This window comes from Arthrobacter sp. TJ-263 (assembly GCF_058269155.1).
Genome location: NZ_JBZCNE010000001.1, coordinates 1,237,444 through 1,256,370 on the forward strand (window position 1 = coordinate 1,237,444; position 18,927 = coordinate 1,256,370).

The window sequence follows — 18,927 nt, forward strand, 5'->3', positions numbered from 1 at the left end:
CGCGGTACCGGCCGCCGGGGGTGAGGGATGGTAGAGATGAACAGTGCGGATTGCACGAGCAGACGCGGCAGCACCCATCCCGAGGACAGGACACCCATGACGAGCGAGGGAACCAGCGCGCGGCCCGCCGGTGACCGCGGTGAGGTACGGACGCTGTCGACCGTCCCTGCCACCGCGGCCGAGACGTCGCCGGACTCCCCGTGGCCGCTCCATCTGCTGTCGGAGAAGCTGAAGGCGCACATCGAGAGGGCGCCGGCGGCGTGGGTCGAGGGGCAGGTCATCGAGCTCAACCGCCGCGCCAGCATGTGCTACATCACGCTGCGGGACGTCGACACCGAGGTCTCGCTCTCCCTGTCGGTCTACGGCAGCGTGATGGACCGCGTGTCCTCCCCGCTGGACCGGGGCTCCCGCGTGGTGGCGCGCCTCAAACCGGACTTCTGGGTCAAGACCGGCCGCCTCTCGATGCAGACCATCGACATCCGGCCCGTCGGGATCGGCGACCTCCTCGCGCGCATCGAACGGCTGCGGCAGTCACTGGCGGCGGAGGGCCTGTTCGCGCCGGCCCGCAAGAAGCGGTTGCCGCTGCTCCCCCACCGCATCGGGCTCATCACCGGGCGCGACTCGGACGCCATGAAGGACGTCATGCGGAACGCCGCACTGCGGTGGCCGGCCGTCGAGTTCGACGTGCGGGAGGTCGCCGTCCAGGGCGTGAACAGCGTGGCGCAGGTGACCGGGGCCCTGGCGGCGCTCGACGCCGACCCCCACGTGGACGTCATCATCATCGCCCGTGGCGGTGGCGCCCTGGAGGACCTCCTGCCCTTCAGCGACGAGTCGCTGGTCCGGGCTGTCGCCCGGACCATCACGCCCGTGGTCAGCGCCATCGGCCACGAGGCGGACCGGCCCCTGCTCGACGAGGTGGCGGACCTGCGCGCCTCCACCCCCACGGACGCCGCGAAGCGTGTGGTCCCCGACGTCACGGAGGAGCTCGGCCGGATCGGCCAGGCGCGTGCGGCTCTCGAGCGGTCGATCCGCGTCCTCGTGCACCGCGAGGGGGAGAGCCTCGCGAACCTGCGGTCCCGCCCCTCCCTGGCGCGGCCCGAGGGGATGATCGACGTGCGGCAGGCCGACGTCGAACGCCTCCGGTCGCGGGCCCTGCGGTCCACCACCGCCGCGGTGGAACGCGACGCCGACGCCGTCCACCACCTCCGCGAGCGCGTGCGCTCCCTCTCCCCCCAGAACACGCTGGACCGCGGGTACGCGGTCGTGCAGCGCGCCGACGGGCAGGTGGTGAGGACTCCCGACGACGTGGAGCGCGGGGACGCCGTGCGGATCCGGGTCGCCGGCGGGCAGCTCGGAGCGGTCATCGACGACCCGCCGGTACCCCGGGAGGCGTCGTGACCGGAAGGCACGACAGCGGCCCTGCCGGGCTTCACCCTTCAGGATCCCCGACAGATTTCCGGGCCCGGGTACGGGCCACCCAGCAGATGAGGACCATGCCATGACGGACAACCAGCAGTCGGACCCCAGCCCCTCGGCGGTGGACACGCTGTCCTACGAGCAGGCCCGGGAGGAGCTCGTCGCCGTCGTCTCGCGGCTCGAGGCCGGCGGCGTGAGCCTCGAGGAGTCCCTCGCGCTCTGGGAGCGCGGCGAGGCCCTCGCCGACCGCTGCGAGGCGTGGCTCGAGGGCGCCAAGGCCAGGCTGGCGGCGGCACGCGATAAGGCCGAGGGCACCTAGCGCCGGGAGTACTGCCCCGGGGTCCCGCCTAGGAGGAGGGCGTCGCGGGCAGCTCCTGCAGCGCCCAGGCGTTGCCGTCGGGATCAGCGAAGTACACGAACCTCCCCCACGGCTGCTCGTCGACGTCGCTTGCGTCCACGCCGCGGCCGACGAGCTCGGTCCGGGCACGCTCCGCATCGGCCACGACGATCTGGATCCCGCGCTGCGATCCGGGCGCCATCTCACTGATCCCCTCGCCGAAGGCGATGGAGCAGGCGGACCCGGGAGGGGTGAGCTGCACGAAGCGTACGCCCTCACCGACCCGGTGATCGTGGTCGAGCGTGAATCCGGCCTGATCGCGGTAGAACGCGATGGCGCGGTCCACGTCGCTGACCGGCACGGCCACGAGTTCGATCTTCCAGTCCATGGTGGTCCCCCTCCGAGGTGGTGGAGCCTCAAGACTAGGAGGTCATGCGGTCAGGACTGGTCCGCATCGGCCCGTGCGGAGGGCGGGTTCGACGAACCCGGGCATCTCACGTCCCGTGCGGGGCGTCGGGGTCGGCAGGTGCTTCCTCGCGCCGCTCCTGGATCAGTTCCTTCGTGCGCACGAGGCGCAGCAGGGTCACGAGGACGAGTCCGCCCAGCATGTTGAACAGCAGGGTGTAGCCGAAGAAGCCGAGCCACTGGCCGTAGTCGATGTCCGCGCCGGAGTGGATCGCTGCGAAGATCAGCAGCGAGTCGAGGATCGAGTGGAAGAGCTGCAGGCCCGCGAGCAGGAAGCCGCCGATCATCGTCGCCACGATCTTCGCGACATCGTTGGACGTGCCCTGCTGCATCCGGCTCATCAGGGTGATCGTGCTCCCGCCCAGGACGGCCAGGGCCACGGTCTGCAGGGAGAACGGTGCGTCGACGAAATGGCGCGCACTCTCGCTCACGGTCCCGGACCACTGGGGGAACGCCTGCATGACGATCCAGACGAAGATCCACCCGCCCACGAGGTTCGCCACCAGCGTGCCGCCCCACAGTTTCGCGAGTTGCACGAGGCTGCCCTCCTTCGCCACGACCGCGGCGACCGGCATCAGGAAGTTCTCGGTGAACAGCTCGCTGTGCGCGAGGAGCAGCGCGACGAGCCCGACGCCGAAGGCGAGCCCCGCGAGCAGCTCGTCGCCGGTCTCGTGCAGCACGGCCAGGTACGCCATGATGCCGAGCCCGATCTCGAAACCGCCGAACAGGCCGGTGACGACGATGGCCCTCATGGTCCGCTGGAGCCGGTCGGCTCCCTCGTCCACGGTCTTGTCGAACGACTCCTTGAGTTCGTCCTCGACCGGCGCGTCCGATGCGCCGAGTTCCCGCCTGCGTTCCTCGCTCATGATGTCCTTCCGGGCTCCGTCGTCGTGTCCTGCGCGCCGGGCCGGCGGGTCAGGATGCGTGCAGGCGCTCCTGCTCGGCGGCGACGTCGAACGATGCCCGCGGCCAGCTCAGCTGCATGTCCTCCAGTGTCGCGGTCAGCAGGTGCTGCACGGCGAGCCTGGCATACCACTTGCGGTCGGCGGGGACGACGTACCAGGGGGTGTCCGGGGTGCTCGTCCTCTCGACGGCCGTCTGGTAGGCCTCCTGGTACTGCGGCCAGAGGGCGCGGTCCTCGATGTCGTCGGGGCTGTACTTCCAGAACTTGTCCTTGCGGTCGAGGCGGTCGGCGAGCCGCGCCTTCTGCTCGTCCTGGCTGATGTGCAGCATCACCTTGAGCACCCGCGTGCCCGCTCCCACCACCTGGTCCTCGAACCTCCGGATGGACCCGTAGCGCTTCTCCACCTCCGCCGCCGGCGTGAGGCCCCGCACGCGGTGGATCAGGACGTCCTCGTAGTGGGACCGGTCGAAGACCCCGATCATGCCCGGCGACGGCAGTTGCCGGCGGACGCGCCAGAGGAAGCTGTGCCGCTGTTCCTGCTCCGTCGGAGCCTTGAACGCGTAGTGCTGCACCCCCTGCGGGTGCACCTGCCCGACGACGTGACGGACCACCCCGCCCTTGCCGGAGGTGTCCATCCCCTGCAGGATCAGCAGCACGGCGATCTCGCTGCCGGCCCGGCTCTCGGCGAAGAGCTTCTCCTGCAGGGACGCGAGCGTGTCGGCTCCCGCGGCGAGTGCCTGGGCACCTTCCTTCTTGCCGCCGTCGAACCCGGGGGTGGAGCGGGGGTCGACGGCACCGAGCGAGAAGTCCGGTCCCGCGAGGAGGAGCCTCCGCGTCTCGGCTGCGCTCTCGGATCCGTTCGGCATGGTGCCTCCTGCGGGTGGGTCGGGACTGCTCAGGGCTTGTAGGTGGACAGGAAGTCCGCGAGGCGCCCGATCGCGTCCTCGATCACCTCGACGCTCGGCAGCGTCACCATGCGGAAGTGGTCGGTGTTGACCCAGTTGAAGGCGCTGCCGTGCGAGATGAGGATCTTCTGCTGCTTCAGGAGGTCCAGGGCGAACTGCTCGTCGTCCTTGATCGGGTAGACCTCGGGGTCGAGCCGGGGGAACAGGTACAGGGCTCCCTGCGCCAGTTCGCAGCTCACGCCGTCGATCGCGTTGAGCATCTGGGCGGCCTTGTCGCGCTGCTGCCGCAGGCGCCCGCCGGGCAGGATGAGGTCGTTGATGCTCTGGTGCCCGCCGAGTGCGGTCTGGATGGCGTGCTGGGCCGGGACGTTCGCGCACAGGCGCATGTTGGCGAGGAGGTTGATGCCCTCGATGTAGTCGGCGGCGTCGCGCTTGGGCCCGGAGATGGCCATCCAGCCGCTGCGGAAACCGGCGATCCGGTACGCCTTCGACAGGCCGCTGAAAGTCAGGCACAGGACGTCGTCGCCCGTGACGGACGCGGCGTTGATGTGCACGGCGTCGTCGTAGAGGATCTTCTCGTAGATCTCGTCGGCGAACACGATGAGCTCGTGCTCGCGGGCCAGCCGCACGATCCCCTCGAGGATGCTCCGGGGGTACACGGCCCCCGTCGGGTTGTTCGGGTTGATGAGCACGATGCCCTTGGTGTTGGGCGTGATCTTGGCCGCGATGTCCTCGAGGTCCGGCCACCAGTGGTTGTCCTCGTCGCAGAGGTAGTGGACGGGCGTGCCGCTGGCGAGGGCGACGGACGCCGTCCAGAGGGGGTAGTCCGGTGTGGGGATCAGCACCTCGTCGCCCGCGTTCAGCAGGGCCTGCATGGACAGCGTGATGAGCTCGCTGACCCCGTTGCCGAGATACACGTCGTCGACGTCGATCGAGTTGATCCCGCGGCTCTGGTAGTACTGCACGACGGCGGTGCGCGCCGAGAAGATGCCGCGGGAGTCGCTGTAGCCCTGGGCCTCCGGCAGGTTGCGGATCATGTCCACGAGGATGGCGTCGGGCGCCTCGAAGCCGAACGGTGCGGGATTGCCGATATTCAGCTTCAGGATGCGGTGGCCCTGGGCCTCCATGGTCATGGCGTGTTCGAGCAGCGGCCCCCTGATGTCGTAGAGGACGTTCTGGAGTTTGCCTGACTGCTTGTAGGTGGCCATTTCTTCAGGATGCCACAGCAGGGGCCCACCGCGCGGCATAGCAATGCCGTGCAGCGGGCCCCCGCCGGGAGGAGCAGCCTGCCGGAGGGTCAGCCGGCGAGGCCCTTCTCGGCGAGCCAGTCGGCGGCCGCGTCCGCGGGGTTCCGCTTCTCGTCGCCGCTGACCTCGCGGTTCAGGGACAGCAGGTCATCCGTGGTCAGCTGCGCCGACACCTCGTTGAGGACGGTCTGCGCGTCCTCGTTCACCGTGTCGGTGTTGACGAGCGGGAGGACCTGCTGCGCGATGAAGTTGTTCTCCGGGTCCTCGAGGACCACGAGGTCGTTGTCGTCGATCGACGGCGTCGTCGTGTAGATGTCCGCGGCCTGCACGGTGTCGTCCAGGAGGGCGTTCAGCGTGATGTCCCCGCCGCCGTCGTTGATGGCCTCGAACCCGCCGGGCTCGCAGTCGTACTTCGCCTTCAGGCCGGGCAGGCCGTAGGCGCGCTCCTGGAACGTGCTGGGCGCGCCGATGGTGATCTCGCCGCAGACCTCCGCGAGGTCCTCGATCGAGGTGAGGTCGTACTTCTCGGCGGTCGCCGCGGTCACCACGAGCGCGTCCTTGCTCTCGGCCTCCGACGGCTCGAGCACGGCGAGGTCGACGTCCGGCGATTTCGCGGACAGGGCGTCCGGGAGCGCGGCGACGATGTCCCCGGCGGATTCGGCGGTCGCCTCCGGGTCGGCGAAGAGCAGCAGGTTGCCGCTGTAGTCGGGGATGATGTCGACGGAGCCGTCCTCGAGCGCGGTGTAGTAGATCTCCCGCGAACCGATGTTGAGTTTGGTGGTGGCCTCGACACCGGCGGCGTTGAGCGCCCCGGCATAGATCTCGGCGACGATCTGGCTCTCGGGGAAATCAGCCGAGCCGACGACGACGGACCCTCCGTCCGCAGCGGCCGATTCCTGTGGTTCCCCCTGGGGGTCGCTGTTGGCACCGCAGGCAGTCAACGCCAGCGCGGCCGTCAGGCCGCCAGCCAGTCCCATCAAAGCGCGCCGTCCGGCGCGTTGTGCTGACAGGTTCTTCATGTTGTTCCTCCTTGTGCACTGGCGACGGCCTTCTGCCGGCCAGATCCTTGGGCCCTCACCCGGTCCGAGGTCCGGAGTCCGGGTGAGATGACGATTCTCTGCAGCAGTCCCATGAGCAGATCGACGGCGATCGCCAGGACCGTGATGATCACGGCGCCGCCGAAGAGGCGCCCGTAGTCGGCGAGCTGCGTCCCCTCGACGAGGTAGACCCCGAGCCCGCCGAGGTTGATGAAGGCGACGACGGCGACGGTCGCGATGACCTGCAGCAGGGCGGCTCGCACTCCGCCGAGGATCACCGGGAGCCCGTTCGGCACCTCGACGCGGAGCAGGATCTGCCGTTCCCCCATGCCCATGCTCCGGGCGGCGTCCACCACGGCGCGGTCCACCGAGGAGATCCCTGCGTAGATCCCGGTGAGCAGGGGCGGGACGGCGAGCAGCACGAGGGCCCAGATGGGCGGCATGAGGCCGAGACCGGCGAGCAGGACGAACAGGAAGGCCAGGCCGAGCGTCGGCAGGGCGCGGAGGATGCCGACGCCGGAGACGATCACGACGCGGCCGCGTCCCGTGTGGCCCACGTAGAGACCGATCGGGACGGCGATCACCAGGGCGATGAGCATGGTCAGGCCCGTGTAGCCGAGGTGCTCGGCGACACGCACCGGGATACCGCGGTCGCCCTCCCAGTTGGCGGGAGCGGTCAGCCACTCCCACATCTGCACGAAGAGGTTGTCACTCGAGTAGTCCATCAGGCACCCGCCACCTTCGCCTCGAGCGCCACGATCTCCGCGTCCGGCGCGCTACCGGCCGCGACCTTCCGCGTCCAGGGTGTCAGCAGCCGCTCCGCGAGCACGAGCAGGAGGTCCATGACCAGCGCGAGCAGCAGGATGATGATGATCCCGACGGCGATCTCGGTCGGGAAGGACCGGAAGAGCCCGTCCGTGAACAGCGTCCCGAGGCTCGGGACGCCGATCAGCGCGCCGACGCTGACGAGCGAGATGTTGGTGACCGAGACGACCCGCAGCCCGGCGAACAGCACGGGCAGCGACAGCGGGAGGTCCACGGTCAGGAACCGGCGGACGGGCGTGTAGCCCATGGCGACGGCGGCCTGCCGGACGCCGTCGTCGATCGAGTTCAGGGCGTCGAGCGTGGACCGCACGAGCAGCGAGAAGGCGTAGATCGCGAGGGCCACGATGACGTTCACGGGGTCGATGACCCGGGTGCCCAGCACCACGGGCAGGAACACGAACATGGCCAGGGACGGGATGGTGTAGAGGATCGAGGAGCCGGTCAGCAGCACCGATCCGACGACGGCATTGAGCCGCGCGAGCTGCGCGAAGGGCACCGCGACGATCAGCCCGAGGAGCAGCGGCACGACGGCCTGGAAGAGGTGCAGGCGCGTGTGCAGCCAGACGAAGTCGAGATTCGCGAGGAACCAGTCCATGGTCAGACCGCCGTGTTGTGGTCGGCGCGGCCCCGGTCGAGCCGCGCGGCCTCGATGAGCTCGAAGACCTCGGCGGCACGGACGACGCCCACCGCGCGGCCGTCGTCGTCGACCGTCACGCCCTGGCCCGACGGCGAGGAGAGCGCGGCGTCGAGCGCGCGCCGCAGGGTGTCGCCGCGCGTGTAGAGGGAACCTCCGGGGACGGCGTCGGCCTGCCGGGCGATGCTGCCGCGGGTGGCCTGCGGGACCCAGCCGTGCGGGCGGCCGTCGGCGTCGACCAGCAGCGTCCACGGCGAGCGGACCGACACGGTCGGGTCGGCGAGCTGATCGACCTCGATGGTCTCGACGGGGTGGACCGTGACGCCGGCGCCCGGCTGGAAGGAGAGGTGGCGGAAGCCGCGGTCGCGCCCCACGAAGCCGGCCACGAAGTCGTCGACGGGGGCGCGGAGGATCTCCTCGGGGGCGGCGTACTGCGCGAGGCGGCCGCCGACGGCGAAGACGGCCACCTTGTCGCCGAGGACGGTCGCCTCGTCGATGTCGTGGGTGACGAAGACGATGGTCTTCGCGAGGTCCCGCTGCAGGCGCAGCAGCTCCTCCTGCAGTTCCGCGCGGACCACGGGGTCGACGGCGCTGAAGGGCTCGTCCATGAGGAGGATGGGCGGATCGGCCGCGAGCGCCCGTGCGACGCCGACGCGCTGCTGCTGCCCGCCGGAGAGCTGCCCCGGATACCGCCCGCCCAGTTCGGGGGCGAGGCCGACGACGGCGAGGAGTTCCTTCGCGCGCGCGTGCGCCTCGGCCTTCCGGACGCCGTTCAGGCGCGGCACCGTGGCGATGTTGTCGAGGACGGACCGGTGCGGCAGGAGGCCCGAGGACTGCATGACGTAGCCCATCGAACGCCGCAGCTCGGAGGCCTTCTGCCGGGAGACGTCCTGCCCGTCCACCAGGATCTGGCCCGACGTCGGTTCCACCATGCGGTTGATCATGCGCAGGGAGGTGGTCTTGCCGCAGCCCGAGGGGCCGACGAACACGGTGATCTTGCCGCGCTCGATGTCCATGGTGAGGTCGTCGACCGCGGGGCGGCCGCCGTCGTAGGTCTTGGTGACGCCGCGGAATTCGATCTGGTGCCGCGTGCCGGCCTGCTCGGGGGATGTCATGGCAGCTGTGCCTTTCGTGGCAGGAGCTTCTCGGCCGGGCTGCGCCCACGGACCGCCCATGCGGTTCCTGCTTGCCGTCTGGTATGTCGCCGCGCGGGATGCGCCGCGGTCAGTTCAAGCTGTCGGAGGTTCTGAGTCTAACCATCCCTTCGGAGCGGACGACACCGCGGGTTGGTGGCGCGTGCGTTCCATCAGGAACAGGGCACCCATCACGGGGTCCTCGCGGAGGATCACGACGTCGTCGATGCCCTCCTCCGCGAGCCGGGTCCGCAGGCGTTCCTGCAGTGCCGGCTGGTGCATCGCGAGCCCGCCGCCCAGCACCACGGGGCCGGATACCCCGATCACGGACACCACGTCGAGCACGAGGCGGGTGAGGTCGGTGGCCGCGCGGTCGAGGATGGCGGCGGCGTCGGGGTGGCCGTCCCGTGCGGCGTCGAACACCGCGCGGGACTGCGCCGCCCAGTAGGTGCGCCCGGCGTCCGAATGGAAGAGGCCGATGAGCTCGGTGGGCGTGGCGACACCGTTGAGGGCGAGGACCGCGGCGTCGAGGGCGTCGGCGCCCAGTCCGAGGTCGTGCCGGTGCAGGGCCCGGCGGACGGCCTCGCGGGCCACCCAGTACCCGCTGCCCTCGTCGCCGAGGAGGTACCCCCAGCCGCCGGAGCGGGCCTCACGGCCGTCGTGGCCGGTGCCCCACGCGACGGAGCCGGTGCCCGCGATGACGGCGGTGCCCGTGTGGGCCCCTCCCGCGGCGAGGATGAGGCGGGTGTCGTGCACCACGTCGATGGTCGCGCGCGGTGCGTGGAGGGCGATCAGCGCCCGGAGGCGGTCGGCGTCGGCCGGTGTGTCCACGCCCCCGGAGCCGGCGATGACGCGCGCGACCGGGCCCGAGCCCTCGTGGGCCAGGAGGTCGCGGAACAGCCCGCCCAGGCTGCGGGCGGCGTCGTCCGGGGTGACGTTCTGGACGTTGGCGCTTCCCGCCTTCGCCTCGGCGACGAGCCGCCCGCCGCGCCAGAGCACGCCGTGGGTCTTGGAGCCGCCGATGTCGAGGCCGACGACGAGCGACGCCGGCCCGCCGCCCGGGGCGGACCCCCCGTCGGCGGACGGGTGCGGGGCGGACGGCGCGGGGGTCTCGGACATGCGTACAGCCTACAAACAGGCCGGCGGGTGCCGCGGTGCGGCAGGACCGGGCCGGTGCCTCAGCGCGGGGCCCTGGCCCGGAGGACCAGGGAGCCCACGGCGAGGACGCCGCAGATCGCGCAGATGGCCAGCGCGAAGACGGTGACCGAGGCGTCGAGGCCCCAGACGCCTGCCGCGGCGCCGAGGCCGAGGACCGGGACGGCGCTGCCGAGGTAGGTGAGGACGTAGACGGCGCTGACGGTCTGCGCGTGCAGGGACGGGTCCACCGTGATGGACACCTCGTTGAAGACCACCCGGAAGGCCATGCCCTGACCGAAGCCGGCGACGACGCACGCCCCGATGAGCAGTGGCAGGCTGCCGGAGGCCTGCGCGACCGGCAGGAGGCCCACGCCCAGTGCCATCCCGGCGAGGCCCGCCGGGACCACGAACCGCCCGCGGGGCGAGACGAGCTGGCTGATGGCGGACGAGCCGAGCACGAGCGCGGCGAGGAGACCGATCAGCGGGCGGGAGGTCGTCCCGGCGATGCCCGCGAACCAGGTCGGGGCGAGGCTCAGGGTGAACCCGAACACCGCGAAGCTGAGGAACCCGACGGACGACGCCGTCCAGAAGGAACGGCGCGCCTCCTTCGACACGGCCGGCCGGCGCGGCCGCAGCGCGGCCAGGGGCCTCCCCTCCACGGCGGGCTTGATCGCCGGGCGCGCCCGGAGCAGCACCAGGGGGATCAGGAGGCTCGCGAGCACGACGAGGTACACCACGAAGGGGGTCCTCGTCGGCGAGGGCAGGAGCGAGAGCAGACCGCCGATCACGGGGCCCGCGGCGACCCCTCCGGCGGAGGCCATGAGGGTGAACCGGGAGGCCCAGTCGGGGCGGCTCGGGAGCAGGTCGCGGAGCGCGGCGGCGCTGGCACCCGTCGCCAGGGCGACGGCGCCGCCCTGGAGCATGCGGCCGGCGGCGAGCATCGGCAGCGAGGTGGCGACGGCGAAGAGGGCGGCACCGAGGAGCCCGAGGACGACGGCGAGGACGAGGGCGGCCCGGCGTCCGATGTGGTCCGACCAGTGGCCGGCGTGGACGAGACCGCCGATCAGGGCCACGACGTAGGACGCGAAGGCGACCGTGACGGCGAAGGGCGACAGCCCGAGCTCGGCCTGGATGAGCGGGTAGAGCGGGGTCGCGAGGTTCGCGCCGATCAGGAGGGTCGAGATCACGGTCACGGCCAGCACGAGACGGACGGCGAGCGATGCGTCCCACCTCCGGTCCGCGACCGCCGTCGGCCGCATCCGCAGCTCGTCGATGACGCTCATCCCACCACTTTCCTCGCTCGCACGCGCCCGCAACGGGCGCTTCCACGGCCACGCTCCTGCACGGCCCCCTCTAGGATGGGGTGGATTGACCGCAGTGCTGTGTTGCAGCGTCCGTTTTTGAGCGCGGTGCGCAACTCGGTGCAGGCCGTCTGATGGGGAGTGAGCGTGATGAGCAAGCTGGACAACCTCGACCTGCGGTTGCTGCTCGAGCTGGTGAGGGATCCCCGCGCGCAGGTCAGCGAGCTGGGCGAGGTGCTCGGGGTGGCCCGCAACACGGCGCAGAGCCGCCTCCGCAGGCTCCTGCGGACCGGGACGCTGCGCCGCAGCGGGCGTGAACTGGACCTGGAGGCGCTCGGCTACGATGTCGTCGCGTTCATCACCATCGAGGTGTCCCACCGCGAGCTCGACGGCGTCATCGCTGGGCTCCGCACGTTGAACCAGGTCCTCGAGGTACACGAGATCTCCGGCCGGGGCGACGTCTGGTGCAGGGTCGCGGCCACCGACACCCACAACCTGCAGGCCGCGCTGCGGTCCGTCCTGAGGATCAAGGGCGTCATCCGCACCGAGACCGTCCTGGCCCTGCACGAGCACATCCCCTACCGCACCGAGCCCCTGCTCGAGCGGCTCGCCCAGCGTCCCGCGGACCCCTGACCGGGACGCCCGATCACGAACCACGTCGAGGAGACCCCATGACCCTGCCCACCACCGACACGCGCGTCACCTACCCCGCCGGAGCCACCGAGGCGGCCTCCCGGGTCCTGCACGTCGAAGCCCGCGGCGGCCGGCGCGCCGTCCTGCTGGAGGCCACCGCCTTCCACCCGGTGGATTCCGCCTGGCCGGACCAGGGCGCGGATCGGGGCGTGCTCGAGATCGGCGCCCGCCGCTGGTCCGTGACCGACTGCGTCGTCGGCGCGACCGACGGCACCACGCTGCACCTCGGTGCGGACTCCCCCGTCCGCAAGGGCTCCGAGGGATGGGCGTTCGTCGTCGTCCACCTGATCGAGGGCGCGGAGGGTGACGGCCCGGCGGAGGGCGACGACGCCGTCGTGCGGGTCGACGCCGCGCATCGCGCCGCCGTGTCGGCCGGGCACACCGGGTGCCACCTCGCCTCGCTCGCGCTGAACCGGGCGCTGGCCGGCCGCTGGAAGAAGGACGTGGCGCCCGACGCCCTCGGTGCACCGAACTTCGACGCGCTGGCGATCGACACGACGGTGATCGGCGAGTTCGGGTCCCTCGACCGGTACCGCCTCGGCAAGTCCCTCCGACGGAAGGGCTTCTCCGTCGAGGACCTCGACACCCGGGCCACGGCCGAGGCGGTGAACACGACGCTCGCGGGATGGACGGCCACGGGAGCCCCCATCAGCATCGCGGCGGACGGCCCCGGACTCACCGACCGCCGCCGCTGGGTCTGCGACCTGCCCGGGGAACGGGCCGGGATCCCCTGCGGCGGGACCCACCTGACCTCCCTCGCCGGCGTGGACGTGACCGTCCGGCTCGAGCTCGCCGACGAGGACGGGACGCCGGTCCTGCAGATGAGCACCCGGGTCGGCGTTCCCGCACCGGACTGAGGACCCCTCCGGGTCACCGGGTGCGGCCGGGGCGGGTCCCTCCCCGGAGTCGCTGCGCCTCCGCCAGGAACTGCTCGGCGACCTCCAGGCGGGACACGGCCTCGGGTGCGCCGCCCCGGGCGCCGTCAGCGCCCGCCGTGCCGTCCCCGTCCTCCGCGCGGCGTCGTGCTCCGGCGACGAGCGTGAGGCTGACGGCGGCCGCGCGGCTCCGGAGTGCCACGGGGTCGACGCGGCGGTCGAAGGCCCGCAGGAAGCGGAGCAGAGCGTGCGGCACCTGGGCATATCCTGCGTGCAGCGCGGGCAGGACGGCGAGGTGGCCGAGGAAGCAGGCGAGGTCGTCCACGAGGTGCCCCGGCCCGAGCGCGTCGACGTCCAGGAGCCCGGACACCGATCCGTCCGTGATCAGGAGGTTCCCCTCGTAGAAGTCCCCGTGCGTCGGCACGAGGGGGCCGCCGTCGCTGGCGCGGACCACGGCGTCGATGTCGGCGGCGAGGCGGCGGATGCGCTCGGCCTCCCCCGGCAGCGCCGCGGCGGCTCCCTCCCCGTAGTCCCGGACCCTCGCCGACCACGGCGGGCGCGCGGGCAGCCCCAGGACCGCGGCGGGCAGCGAGGCGAGGACCTGCAGCAGCGCGTCGGGCTCGACGCCGGCCGCGCCGTCGCGCAGGAGGAGTTCCGCGAGCGGCGTGCCGGGAGCCGCGTGCATGGCGACGACGTCCTGCACCGGCCCGGCGGCGAGGGCGGGGGCGGGGACCCCGGCGGCCCGCAGCATCCGGTGCCGCTCCGCCAGGGGCCCCGCCGCGTGCTGCCGGAGCACCTTGAGATAGCGGCGCTCCTCCCCGTTCCGTGCCAGCACCACCGCACGGCGCATCGGGCGGTAGCTCCTGAGTTCCAGCACCGTCGCATCCGCCTCGTACCCGGGCCCGAAGGCGAACGGCGTGACGGCTGCCGGGTCGAGGGCCGAGGGGAGCCCCGGCAGGAGCGGATCCCCGGGGTGCGCCCATCCCGAGAGGGTGTCGGCGCCGCGCCGGTGGACCACGGTGACTCCGCCGGGCGGGTGCGGGAGCGCGCAGGAGGTGATGCACGCGTGGGTGGGGGCGGGCCCGGGCGGCATGCCGCGGCCGGACCCTGCGCCGCCGGGCGGGGCGACCTCGACGGAGAAGACGCCCGTGGCCCCCGCTCCGGGACGGTGATGCAGGGAGGCGAGCCGCCAGGTGCCGAGCTCCCATCCCGCATCGGCGAGGACACGCCGCAGGAGATCCCCCGGCGCGTCCGAACCCAGGAACGCGATGGCGTCCTGCTCCCGGATGATGCGTGCGTCCCGTGCCCTCATGCGATCGCCGGACGGGCCCTACGGGCGCAGGTCCGTCGTCGCAGCCGGGGGCATGTCGGGGTCGTCAGGCGCGCCGGCGCTGCAGCACGTCGTCGAGATTGATGCGGCCCGTCGCGGGGGCGGCGTCGTGCGCGGGAGCGGCGTCAGCGGCGTCCGCGGTACCGGCAGCGCCGGCCGCGACACGGGCAGCGGCTTCCGAGGCCTTGATGGGCGTCTTCGACGCGGCTTTCGGGGCTTCCGGCAGGTCCAGGGGGGCGGGGGCCTGGCGTTCGGCCTTCGCGGCACCGACGTACGTGGGGCGGGGTACCTCGACCGGGGCCCAGGCCGCGGATCCCGGCATGGGCGCGGCGACGCCCGCCTCGGTGGGCGGCACGGCCCGTCCGTCCTCGGCCGGCCCGGCGTCACGGACCTGCACGACGGATGAGCCGTGGGCACCGGCGAGGGCGGCCGTCCGCTGCTCCATCGCGGTGAGGGGGCGCTCGGAGGTGTCCTCGGCGTCGAACAGGACGGTCGGACGCGTCGGCGCGGTGGGGCGCGCCGGAACCATCGGGGCCGGCCGGGACGCTTCCTCGGGGGCGGATTCGCGGACCGGGGCCATGGCGTCGGCGAACGCGCGGTTCACACGGTCCCGCCGCGCGCGCACGGCGAGCAGCCTGAGGACCGCGACGGACGCGACCGTCCCGGCGAGGCAGGCCAGCGGGACGAGGAGGGACACGACGCCGATCGCGCCGAGCACGAGGGTCACCAGCGTGCCGACGAGGCACAGGACGCCGGCCAGGGCGACGGCCAGGCGCCCCCGGCGCGGAGTGAAGGACTGGCGACCGGACGCCGTGCCGGCCGGGACCGCTGTGGTGCCCGGCGTCGGCCCGGATGTGGCCCAGGGGGTGTCCGGGTGGCGTGCATCGTCCTGGTGCTCGGTCATCGTCATCATGCTCCCCCCGGGACGGCGGGTCCCGGTTGTCGGCGTCGGGCGTCTGGTCCCGGCGAGCGCCGGTGTGGTCCTGCCGAGGAGGGACGGCGCCACCCACAGCAGCCACATGCCGACGACTGCCGCGAGTACCAACGAACTATCCAGGGAGAAGACCACACTCAGAACCGTAGAAGCACATGCTGCCCGGCTCCGGCATTGGGGCCGGTGTGTCGGCGGCTGATATGCCCCCATCGGCATCCACGGCTCCGCCTGGGGCTAGTGCGGGCCCCGGCTCTCGAGCCAGGGACCGAGCAGACCCCGTGGCACGTCCTCGGCCGTCAGCGCGAAACTCCTGTGGTCGGCCCACTGTCCGGCGATGTGCAGGAACCGCGGGCGCAGGCCCTCGTCGCGGAAGTGCAGCTTCTCCACGACGCGCAGGCTCGCCCGGTTCTCGGGGCGGATGTTGATCTCCATCCGGTGGAGCCCTAGATCCCGGAAGCAGTAGTCCGTCGCCAGCGCCACCGCCGTCGGTGCGATCCCCCGGCCGGCCCGCTCGGCGTCGACCCAGTAGCCGAGCGTCGCCGTCATCGCCGAGCCCCAGGTGATGCCCGAGACGGTGAGCTGTCCCACGAGCCGCGCATCCCGGGATCCGGGCTGCTGCTCCGTGATGAGGAACGGCAGCGCCACACCGGCACGCGCCTGGGACGTCAGGGAGCGCACCATCTGGTGGTAGGTGGGCAGGAAGCCTTCCGGGTCCGGGTTGGAGGCCTCCCAGGGCGCGAGCCAGGCGGCGTTGCGCTGCCGCAACGCCGTCCAGGCTGCCTTGTCCCTGTGGCGGATGGGCCTGAGGACCAGGGATCCGGTCCTGAGGTTCACGGGCCAGCTGGTTGCCGACCACACGGCGGACTACTCGGGGATGTTCTTGCTGAAGTCCTTGATCCAGGCACGGAGGTCCGGACCGAGGTCCTCGCGCTCCGATGCGAGCGTCACCACGGCCTTCAGGTAGCTCAGCTTGTCGCCCGTGTCGTAGCGGCGGCCGCGGAACACCACACCGTAGACACCGGATCCCTCGCCCTCGGCGCTCGCCAGGGTCTGCAGGGCGTCGGTCAGCTGGATCTCGCCGCCGCGGCCCGGTGCGGTGGTCTCGAGGACGTCGAACACGCGGGGGTGCAGGACGTAGCGGCCGATCACGGCGAGGTTCGACGGCGCGTCCTCGACGGCGGGCTTCTCGACGAGCTGGTTCACACGGACGTGGCCTTCGCCGTCGATCTCGGTGATGTCCGCACAGCCGTAGGCGCTGATCTGCTGGGGATCCACCTCGATCAGGGCGATGACGGACCCGCCGGTCTTCGCCTGCACCTCGATCATGGTCTCCAGCAGGGGATCGCGCTCGTCGATCAGGTCGTCGCCGAGCAGGACGGCGAACGGCTCGTTGTTGACGTGCAGCCGGGCGCGCAGCACGGCGTGGCCGAGACCCTTCGGGTCGCCCTGGCGCAGGTAGTGGATGTCGCCGAGTTCCGAGGGGCGCCGCACCGCGGCGAGCTTGTCGTGATCGCCCTTGTCCTCGAGGGTCTGCTCGATGAAGGGGACGCGGTCGAAGTGGTCCTCGAGGGCGCGCTTGTTACGCCCGGTGATCATCAGGACGTCGGACAGGCCGGCGTCCACGGCCTCCTGCACCACGTACTGGATGGCGGGCTTGTCGACGACGGGGAGCATCTCCTTCGGCATCGCCTTGGTTGCGGGAAGGAAGCGGGTTCCCAGCCCGGCCGCGGGGATGACGGCCTTAGTCACGCGTGATCGCAAAGTCATGGGAACCACACTACATAACGGGCCCCCGTTTCCCGGGCGATCGGCACAATGGTGGAATGAGCTCTTCTCCTCGTGCTACCGGGCCCGCAGCAGCTGCCGGCCCGGACAAGGCCCGGCTGCGCCGATCGCTCCGGGAGGCCCGCGCCGCGCTGGACCCGGTCGACCGGCAGCGGCAGTCGGAGGCGCTGGCCTTCGTCGTGACGCAGTACCTCGGGGGGACCGCCGGCCGGTCCGCGGACCCGGCATCCCGCCGCCCCACGATCGCCGCCTATCTCGGCCTCGACCCGGAGCCGGACACCGCGCCGCTGCTCCGCGAACTGCACCGTCTCGGCTACGGCCTGGCCGTCCCCGTCTGCGAGCCCGGGTACCAGCTGTCCTGGACCGCCTGGGCCCCCGGCGTCCCGCTCCGGCGTTCCGTTCGCGCCCCGGTGCTCGAGCCCACCGGGCCACGGCAGGCGTTCGAGGACCTGCCGGACGTCGCCCTCGTCCTCGTCCCAGCCCTCGCCGTGGACCGCTCCGGGCACCGGATCGGTCAGGGCGGCGGCTACTACGACCGTTTCCTGGCGCGGCATCCGCTCGGTCGGCCGGACGCGGTCCCCCGGCTCGGCGCGGTCCCCCGGCTCGGCGCCGTCTACCGCTCCGAGGTCCTGCCCGCGGGCGCCATCCCGGCCGAGCCCTACGACCAGCCCCTCCAGGGCGTCTTCACCGCCGACGGGGTGCTGGACACCGGGACACGCCGCCCGCCGGTGTAGACTGGCACTCGACCCCGGAGAGTGCCAACAGCGTGTGCTGGAAGCGTGCCTGCCGGGGACCACGAAGCCTGTCCAGGAGGATCTCCATGCCCATGTACGCCTACGCCTGCAAGGACTGCGGCCACACCTTCGATATCCAGCAGTCCTTCTCCGACGACTCCCTGACCGTCTGCCCCGTGTGCGACGGCGCGTTGCGGAAGAAGTTCAACAGCGTGGGCGTGGTCTTCAAGGGCTCGGGTTTCTACCGCAACGACTCCCGCGACACGAAGTCGAGCACGGATGCGAAATCACCCGCCGCTCCCGCCGTGCCGTCGTCGGGGTCCTCGGAGTCCTCCAGCGTGCCGAGCACCGCCGGCGCGTCCGCCGGCTCCTCCTCCGGAGCTGCCCCGGCCTCGGCGGGCGCCGACCGCGCCGCCTCCTGACCGTCGGACCGTCATCCGTGTACGGCCGCGGATGCCGGCTGATGTCCACATAGCAGCGGCACGGCCCGTCGGGCGGGACACCACCGCCTAGCGTCGGTCCATGCACACCGTCCGCCGCCCCCGGGGCGCCCCTCTCAGGCACCGCCTCCACCGGATGCTGCATCGACGCCGGAGGCTCCTCGCGTGTCTCCTCCTGTGTGCTGCCGCAGGCGTCGCCGTCGAGGCGATCGTCGGCGAGGACTACCCGACGACGCCGGTCGTCAGTGCGGCCCGCGACCTCGCCGTCGGGACCGTCCTCACGGACGCCGACGTGGCGATCGTCCGGGTCCCCGACCAGGCCGTCGTCGCCGGCACCCTGCGCCGCGCCGACGAGGTGGTGGGTCGGCAGCTGGCCACGCCCCTGCCGGAAGGCTTCCCGTTCTCCGGGACCGCCTTCGTCGGCGACGGCCTGCTGACGGGAATGGCGCAGGGCACCGTGGCGGTCCCGCTCCGTCCGGCCGATGCCGCCACCGTCCAGCTCCTGGCCCCCGGGCAGCGCGTGGACGTGATCCTCAGTACCGGCAACGGGTTCGACGTCCCGGGCGACTCGACGGTCCTCGCCCGGTCGGTCGCCGTCCTGTGGACCGCGCCGGAGGCCGGCAGCGGGACGTGGCCCGGTGGCGGGGACGACGGCGGGCTCGTCGTCGTCGCGGCCGGCCCGGAGGACGCCGCGACGCTCGCCGGAGCCTCCAGCGCCGGGGACGTGCACCTCGTCCTCACCACCGGCTCATGAGCGCGCGTCTCCGCCGTCCCGCCGTCCCCTTGTGCCGCCGG

21 protein-coding genes are annotated in these 18,927 nt (G+C 72.2%); 7 read left to right on the forward strand and 14 right to left on the reverse strand.

The features are described 5' to 3' along the window. Positions 1–96 precede the first annotated feature (96 nt). Entirely contained in the window at positions 97–1,398 is a 1,302-nt protein-coding gene (gene xseA, locus AC4D2F_RS05820; protein ID WP_490909828.1) for an exodeoxyribonuclease VII large subunit, read from the forward strand. Positions 1,399–1,498: 100 nt separating this feature from the next. Then, positions 1,499–1,735, forward strand: a complete 237-nt coding sequence (locus tag AC4D2F_RS05825) for an exodeoxyribonuclease VII small subunit (protein ID WP_490909829.1) — start codon at positions 1,499–1,501, stop codon at positions 1,733–1,735. Positions 1,736–1,763: 28 nt separating this feature from the next. Here the strand turns inward: AC4D2F_RS05825 and AC4D2F_RS05830 are convergent, their stop codons facing one another. The 10 genes from AC4D2F_RS05830 to AC4D2F_RS05875 all read right to left on the reverse strand — a co-directional run bounded on the left by AC4D2F_RS05830 (position 1,764) and on the right by AC4D2F_RS05875 (position 11,323). Beyond that, positions 1,764–2,141 (reverse strand): glyoxalase superfamily protein, encoded by a 378-nt coding sequence (locus AC4D2F_RS05830; RefSeq protein WP_490909830.1) that lies wholly within the window; start codon positions 2,139–2,141, stop codon positions 1,764–1,766. A gap of 106 nt (positions 2,142–2,247) precedes the next feature. Further along, positions 2,248–3,084, reverse strand: coding sequence for a formate/nitrite transporter family protein (locus tag AC4D2F_RS05835; RefSeq protein ID WP_490909831.1), 837 nt, complete (start codon positions 3,082–3,084; stop codon positions 2,248–2,250). Positions 3,085–3,133: 49 nt separating this feature from the next. Next, positions 3,134–3,988 (reverse strand): PPK2 family polyphosphate kinase, encoded by an 855-nt coding sequence (locus AC4D2F_RS05840; RefSeq protein ID WP_490909832.1) that lies wholly within the window; start codon positions 3,986–3,988, stop codon positions 3,134–3,136. A 29-nt stretch (positions 3,989–4,017) separates the two neighbouring features. Beyond that, positions 4,018–5,235: a pyridoxal phosphate-dependent aminotransferase gene (locus AC4D2F_RS05845; RefSeq protein ID WP_104166122.1), complete on the reverse strand. Its 1,218-nt coding sequence runs from the start codon at positions 5,233–5,235 to the stop codon at positions 4,018–4,020. An 89-nt stretch (positions 5,236–5,324) separates the two neighbouring features. Further along, entirely contained in the window at positions 5,325–6,293 is a 969-nt protein-coding gene (locus tag AC4D2F_RS05850; RefSeq protein ID WP_490909833.1) for an ABC transporter substrate-binding protein, read from the reverse strand. Further along, positions 6,290–7,036: an ABC transporter permease gene (locus AC4D2F_RS05855; RefSeq protein WP_490909834.1), complete on the reverse strand. Its 747-nt coding sequence runs from the start codon at positions 7,034–7,036 to the stop codon at positions 6,290–6,292. Before AC4D2F_RS05855 ends, AC4D2F_RS05850 begins: the two co-directional genes overlap by 4 nt. Further along, the gene (locus AC4D2F_RS05860; protein ID WP_104166128.1) at positions 7,036–7,731 is read right to left on the reverse strand and encodes an ABC transporter permease; all 696 of its coding nucleotides are present in this window, start codon (positions 7,729–7,731) and stop codon (positions 7,036–7,038) included. The genes AC4D2F_RS05855 and AC4D2F_RS05860 overlap by 1 nt, the downstream gene beginning before the upstream one ends. A 2-nt stretch (positions 7,732–7,733) precedes the next feature. Continuing rightward, positions 7,734–8,885: an ABC transporter ATP-binding protein gene (locus tag AC4D2F_RS05865; protein WP_490909835.1), complete on the reverse strand. Its 1,152-nt coding sequence runs from the start codon at positions 8,883–8,885 to the stop codon at positions 7,734–7,736. A gap of 114 nt (positions 8,886–8,999) precedes the next feature. Beyond that, positions 9,000–10,022, reverse strand: coding sequence for an N-acetylglucosamine kinase (locus AC4D2F_RS05870; protein ID WP_490909836.1), 1,023 nt, complete (start codon positions 10,020–10,022; stop codon positions 9,000–9,002). A 59-nt stretch (positions 10,023–10,081) separates the two neighbouring features. Continuing rightward, the gene (locus tag AC4D2F_RS05875; protein WP_490909837.1) at positions 10,082–11,323 is read right to left on the reverse strand and encodes an MFS transporter; all 1,242 of its coding nucleotides are present in this window, start codon (positions 11,321–11,323) and stop codon (positions 10,082–10,084) included. 168 nt (positions 11,324–11,491) lie between these two features. Here AC4D2F_RS05875 and AC4D2F_RS05880 point away from each other — a divergent pair, with 168 nt between their 5' ends. Then, positions 11,492–11,974, forward strand: coding sequence for an Lrp/AsnC family transcriptional regulator (locus AC4D2F_RS05880; protein WP_181033585.1), 483 nt, complete (start codon positions 11,492–11,494; stop codon positions 11,972–11,974). A gap of 38 nt (positions 11,975–12,012) precedes the next feature. Continuing rightward, positions 12,013–12,891, forward strand: coding sequence for an alanyl-tRNA editing protein (locus tag AC4D2F_RS05885; protein WP_490909838.1), 879 nt, complete (start codon positions 12,013–12,015; stop codon positions 12,889–12,891). Positions 12,892–12,904: 13 nt separating this feature from the next. On the opposite strand, the gene AC4D2F_RS05890 is transcribed toward AC4D2F_RS05885, so the two are convergent. The 4 genes from AC4D2F_RS05890 to galU form a co-directional block, all read right to left on the reverse strand. Next, positions 12,905–14,221 carry a phosphotransferase gene (locus AC4D2F_RS05890; RefSeq protein WP_104166141.1) on the reverse strand — a complete coding sequence of 439 codons (1,317 nt, stop codon included), beginning with the start codon at positions 14,219–14,221 and terminating at the stop codon, positions 12,905–12,907. 64 nt (positions 14,222–14,285) lie between these two features. Further along, positions 14,286–15,284 (reverse strand): hypothetical protein, encoded by a 999-nt coding sequence (locus AC4D2F_RS05895; RefSeq protein ID WP_490909839.1) that lies wholly within the window; start codon positions 15,282–15,284, stop codon positions 14,286–14,288. A gap of 123 nt (positions 15,285–15,407) precedes the next feature. Continuing rightward, the gene (locus AC4D2F_RS05900) at positions 15,408–16,007 is read right to left on the reverse strand and encodes a GNAT family N-acetyltransferase (RefSeq protein WP_490909840.1); all 600 of its coding nucleotides are present in this window, start codon (positions 16,005–16,007) and stop codon (positions 15,408–15,410) included. A gap of 30 nt (positions 16,008–16,037) precedes the next feature. Next, on the reverse strand, positions 16,038–16,940 hold the full coding sequence (gene galU, locus AC4D2F_RS05905) for a UTP--glucose-1-phosphate uridylyltransferase GalU (RefSeq protein WP_104166147.1): 903 nt from the start codon (positions 16,938–16,940) through the stop codon (positions 16,038–16,040). Positions 16,941–16,996: 56 nt separating this feature from the next. Between galU and AC4D2F_RS05910 the strand changes: the two genes are divergently transcribed. The 3 genes from AC4D2F_RS05910 to cpaB all read left to right on the forward strand — a co-directional run bounded on the left by AC4D2F_RS05910 (position 16,997) and on the right by cpaB (position 18,886). After that, entirely contained in the window at positions 16,997–17,692 is a 696-nt protein-coding gene (locus AC4D2F_RS05910) for a 5-formyltetrahydrofolate cyclo-ligase (protein WP_490909841.1), read from the forward strand. Between the two features lie 86 nt (positions 17,693–17,778). Further along, a complete protein-coding gene (locus tag AC4D2F_RS05915) occupies positions 17,779–18,114 on the forward strand; it encodes an FmdB family zinc ribbon protein (protein ID WP_104166151.1) in 336 nt (111 codons plus the stop codon). 100 nt (positions 18,115–18,214) lie between these two features. After that, entirely contained in the window at positions 18,215–18,886 is a 672-nt protein-coding gene (gene cpaB / locus AC4D2F_RS05920) for a Flp pilus assembly protein CpaB (RefSeq protein ID WP_490909843.1), read from the forward strand. The last annotated feature ends 41 nt before the right edge of the window (positions 18,887–18,927 follow it).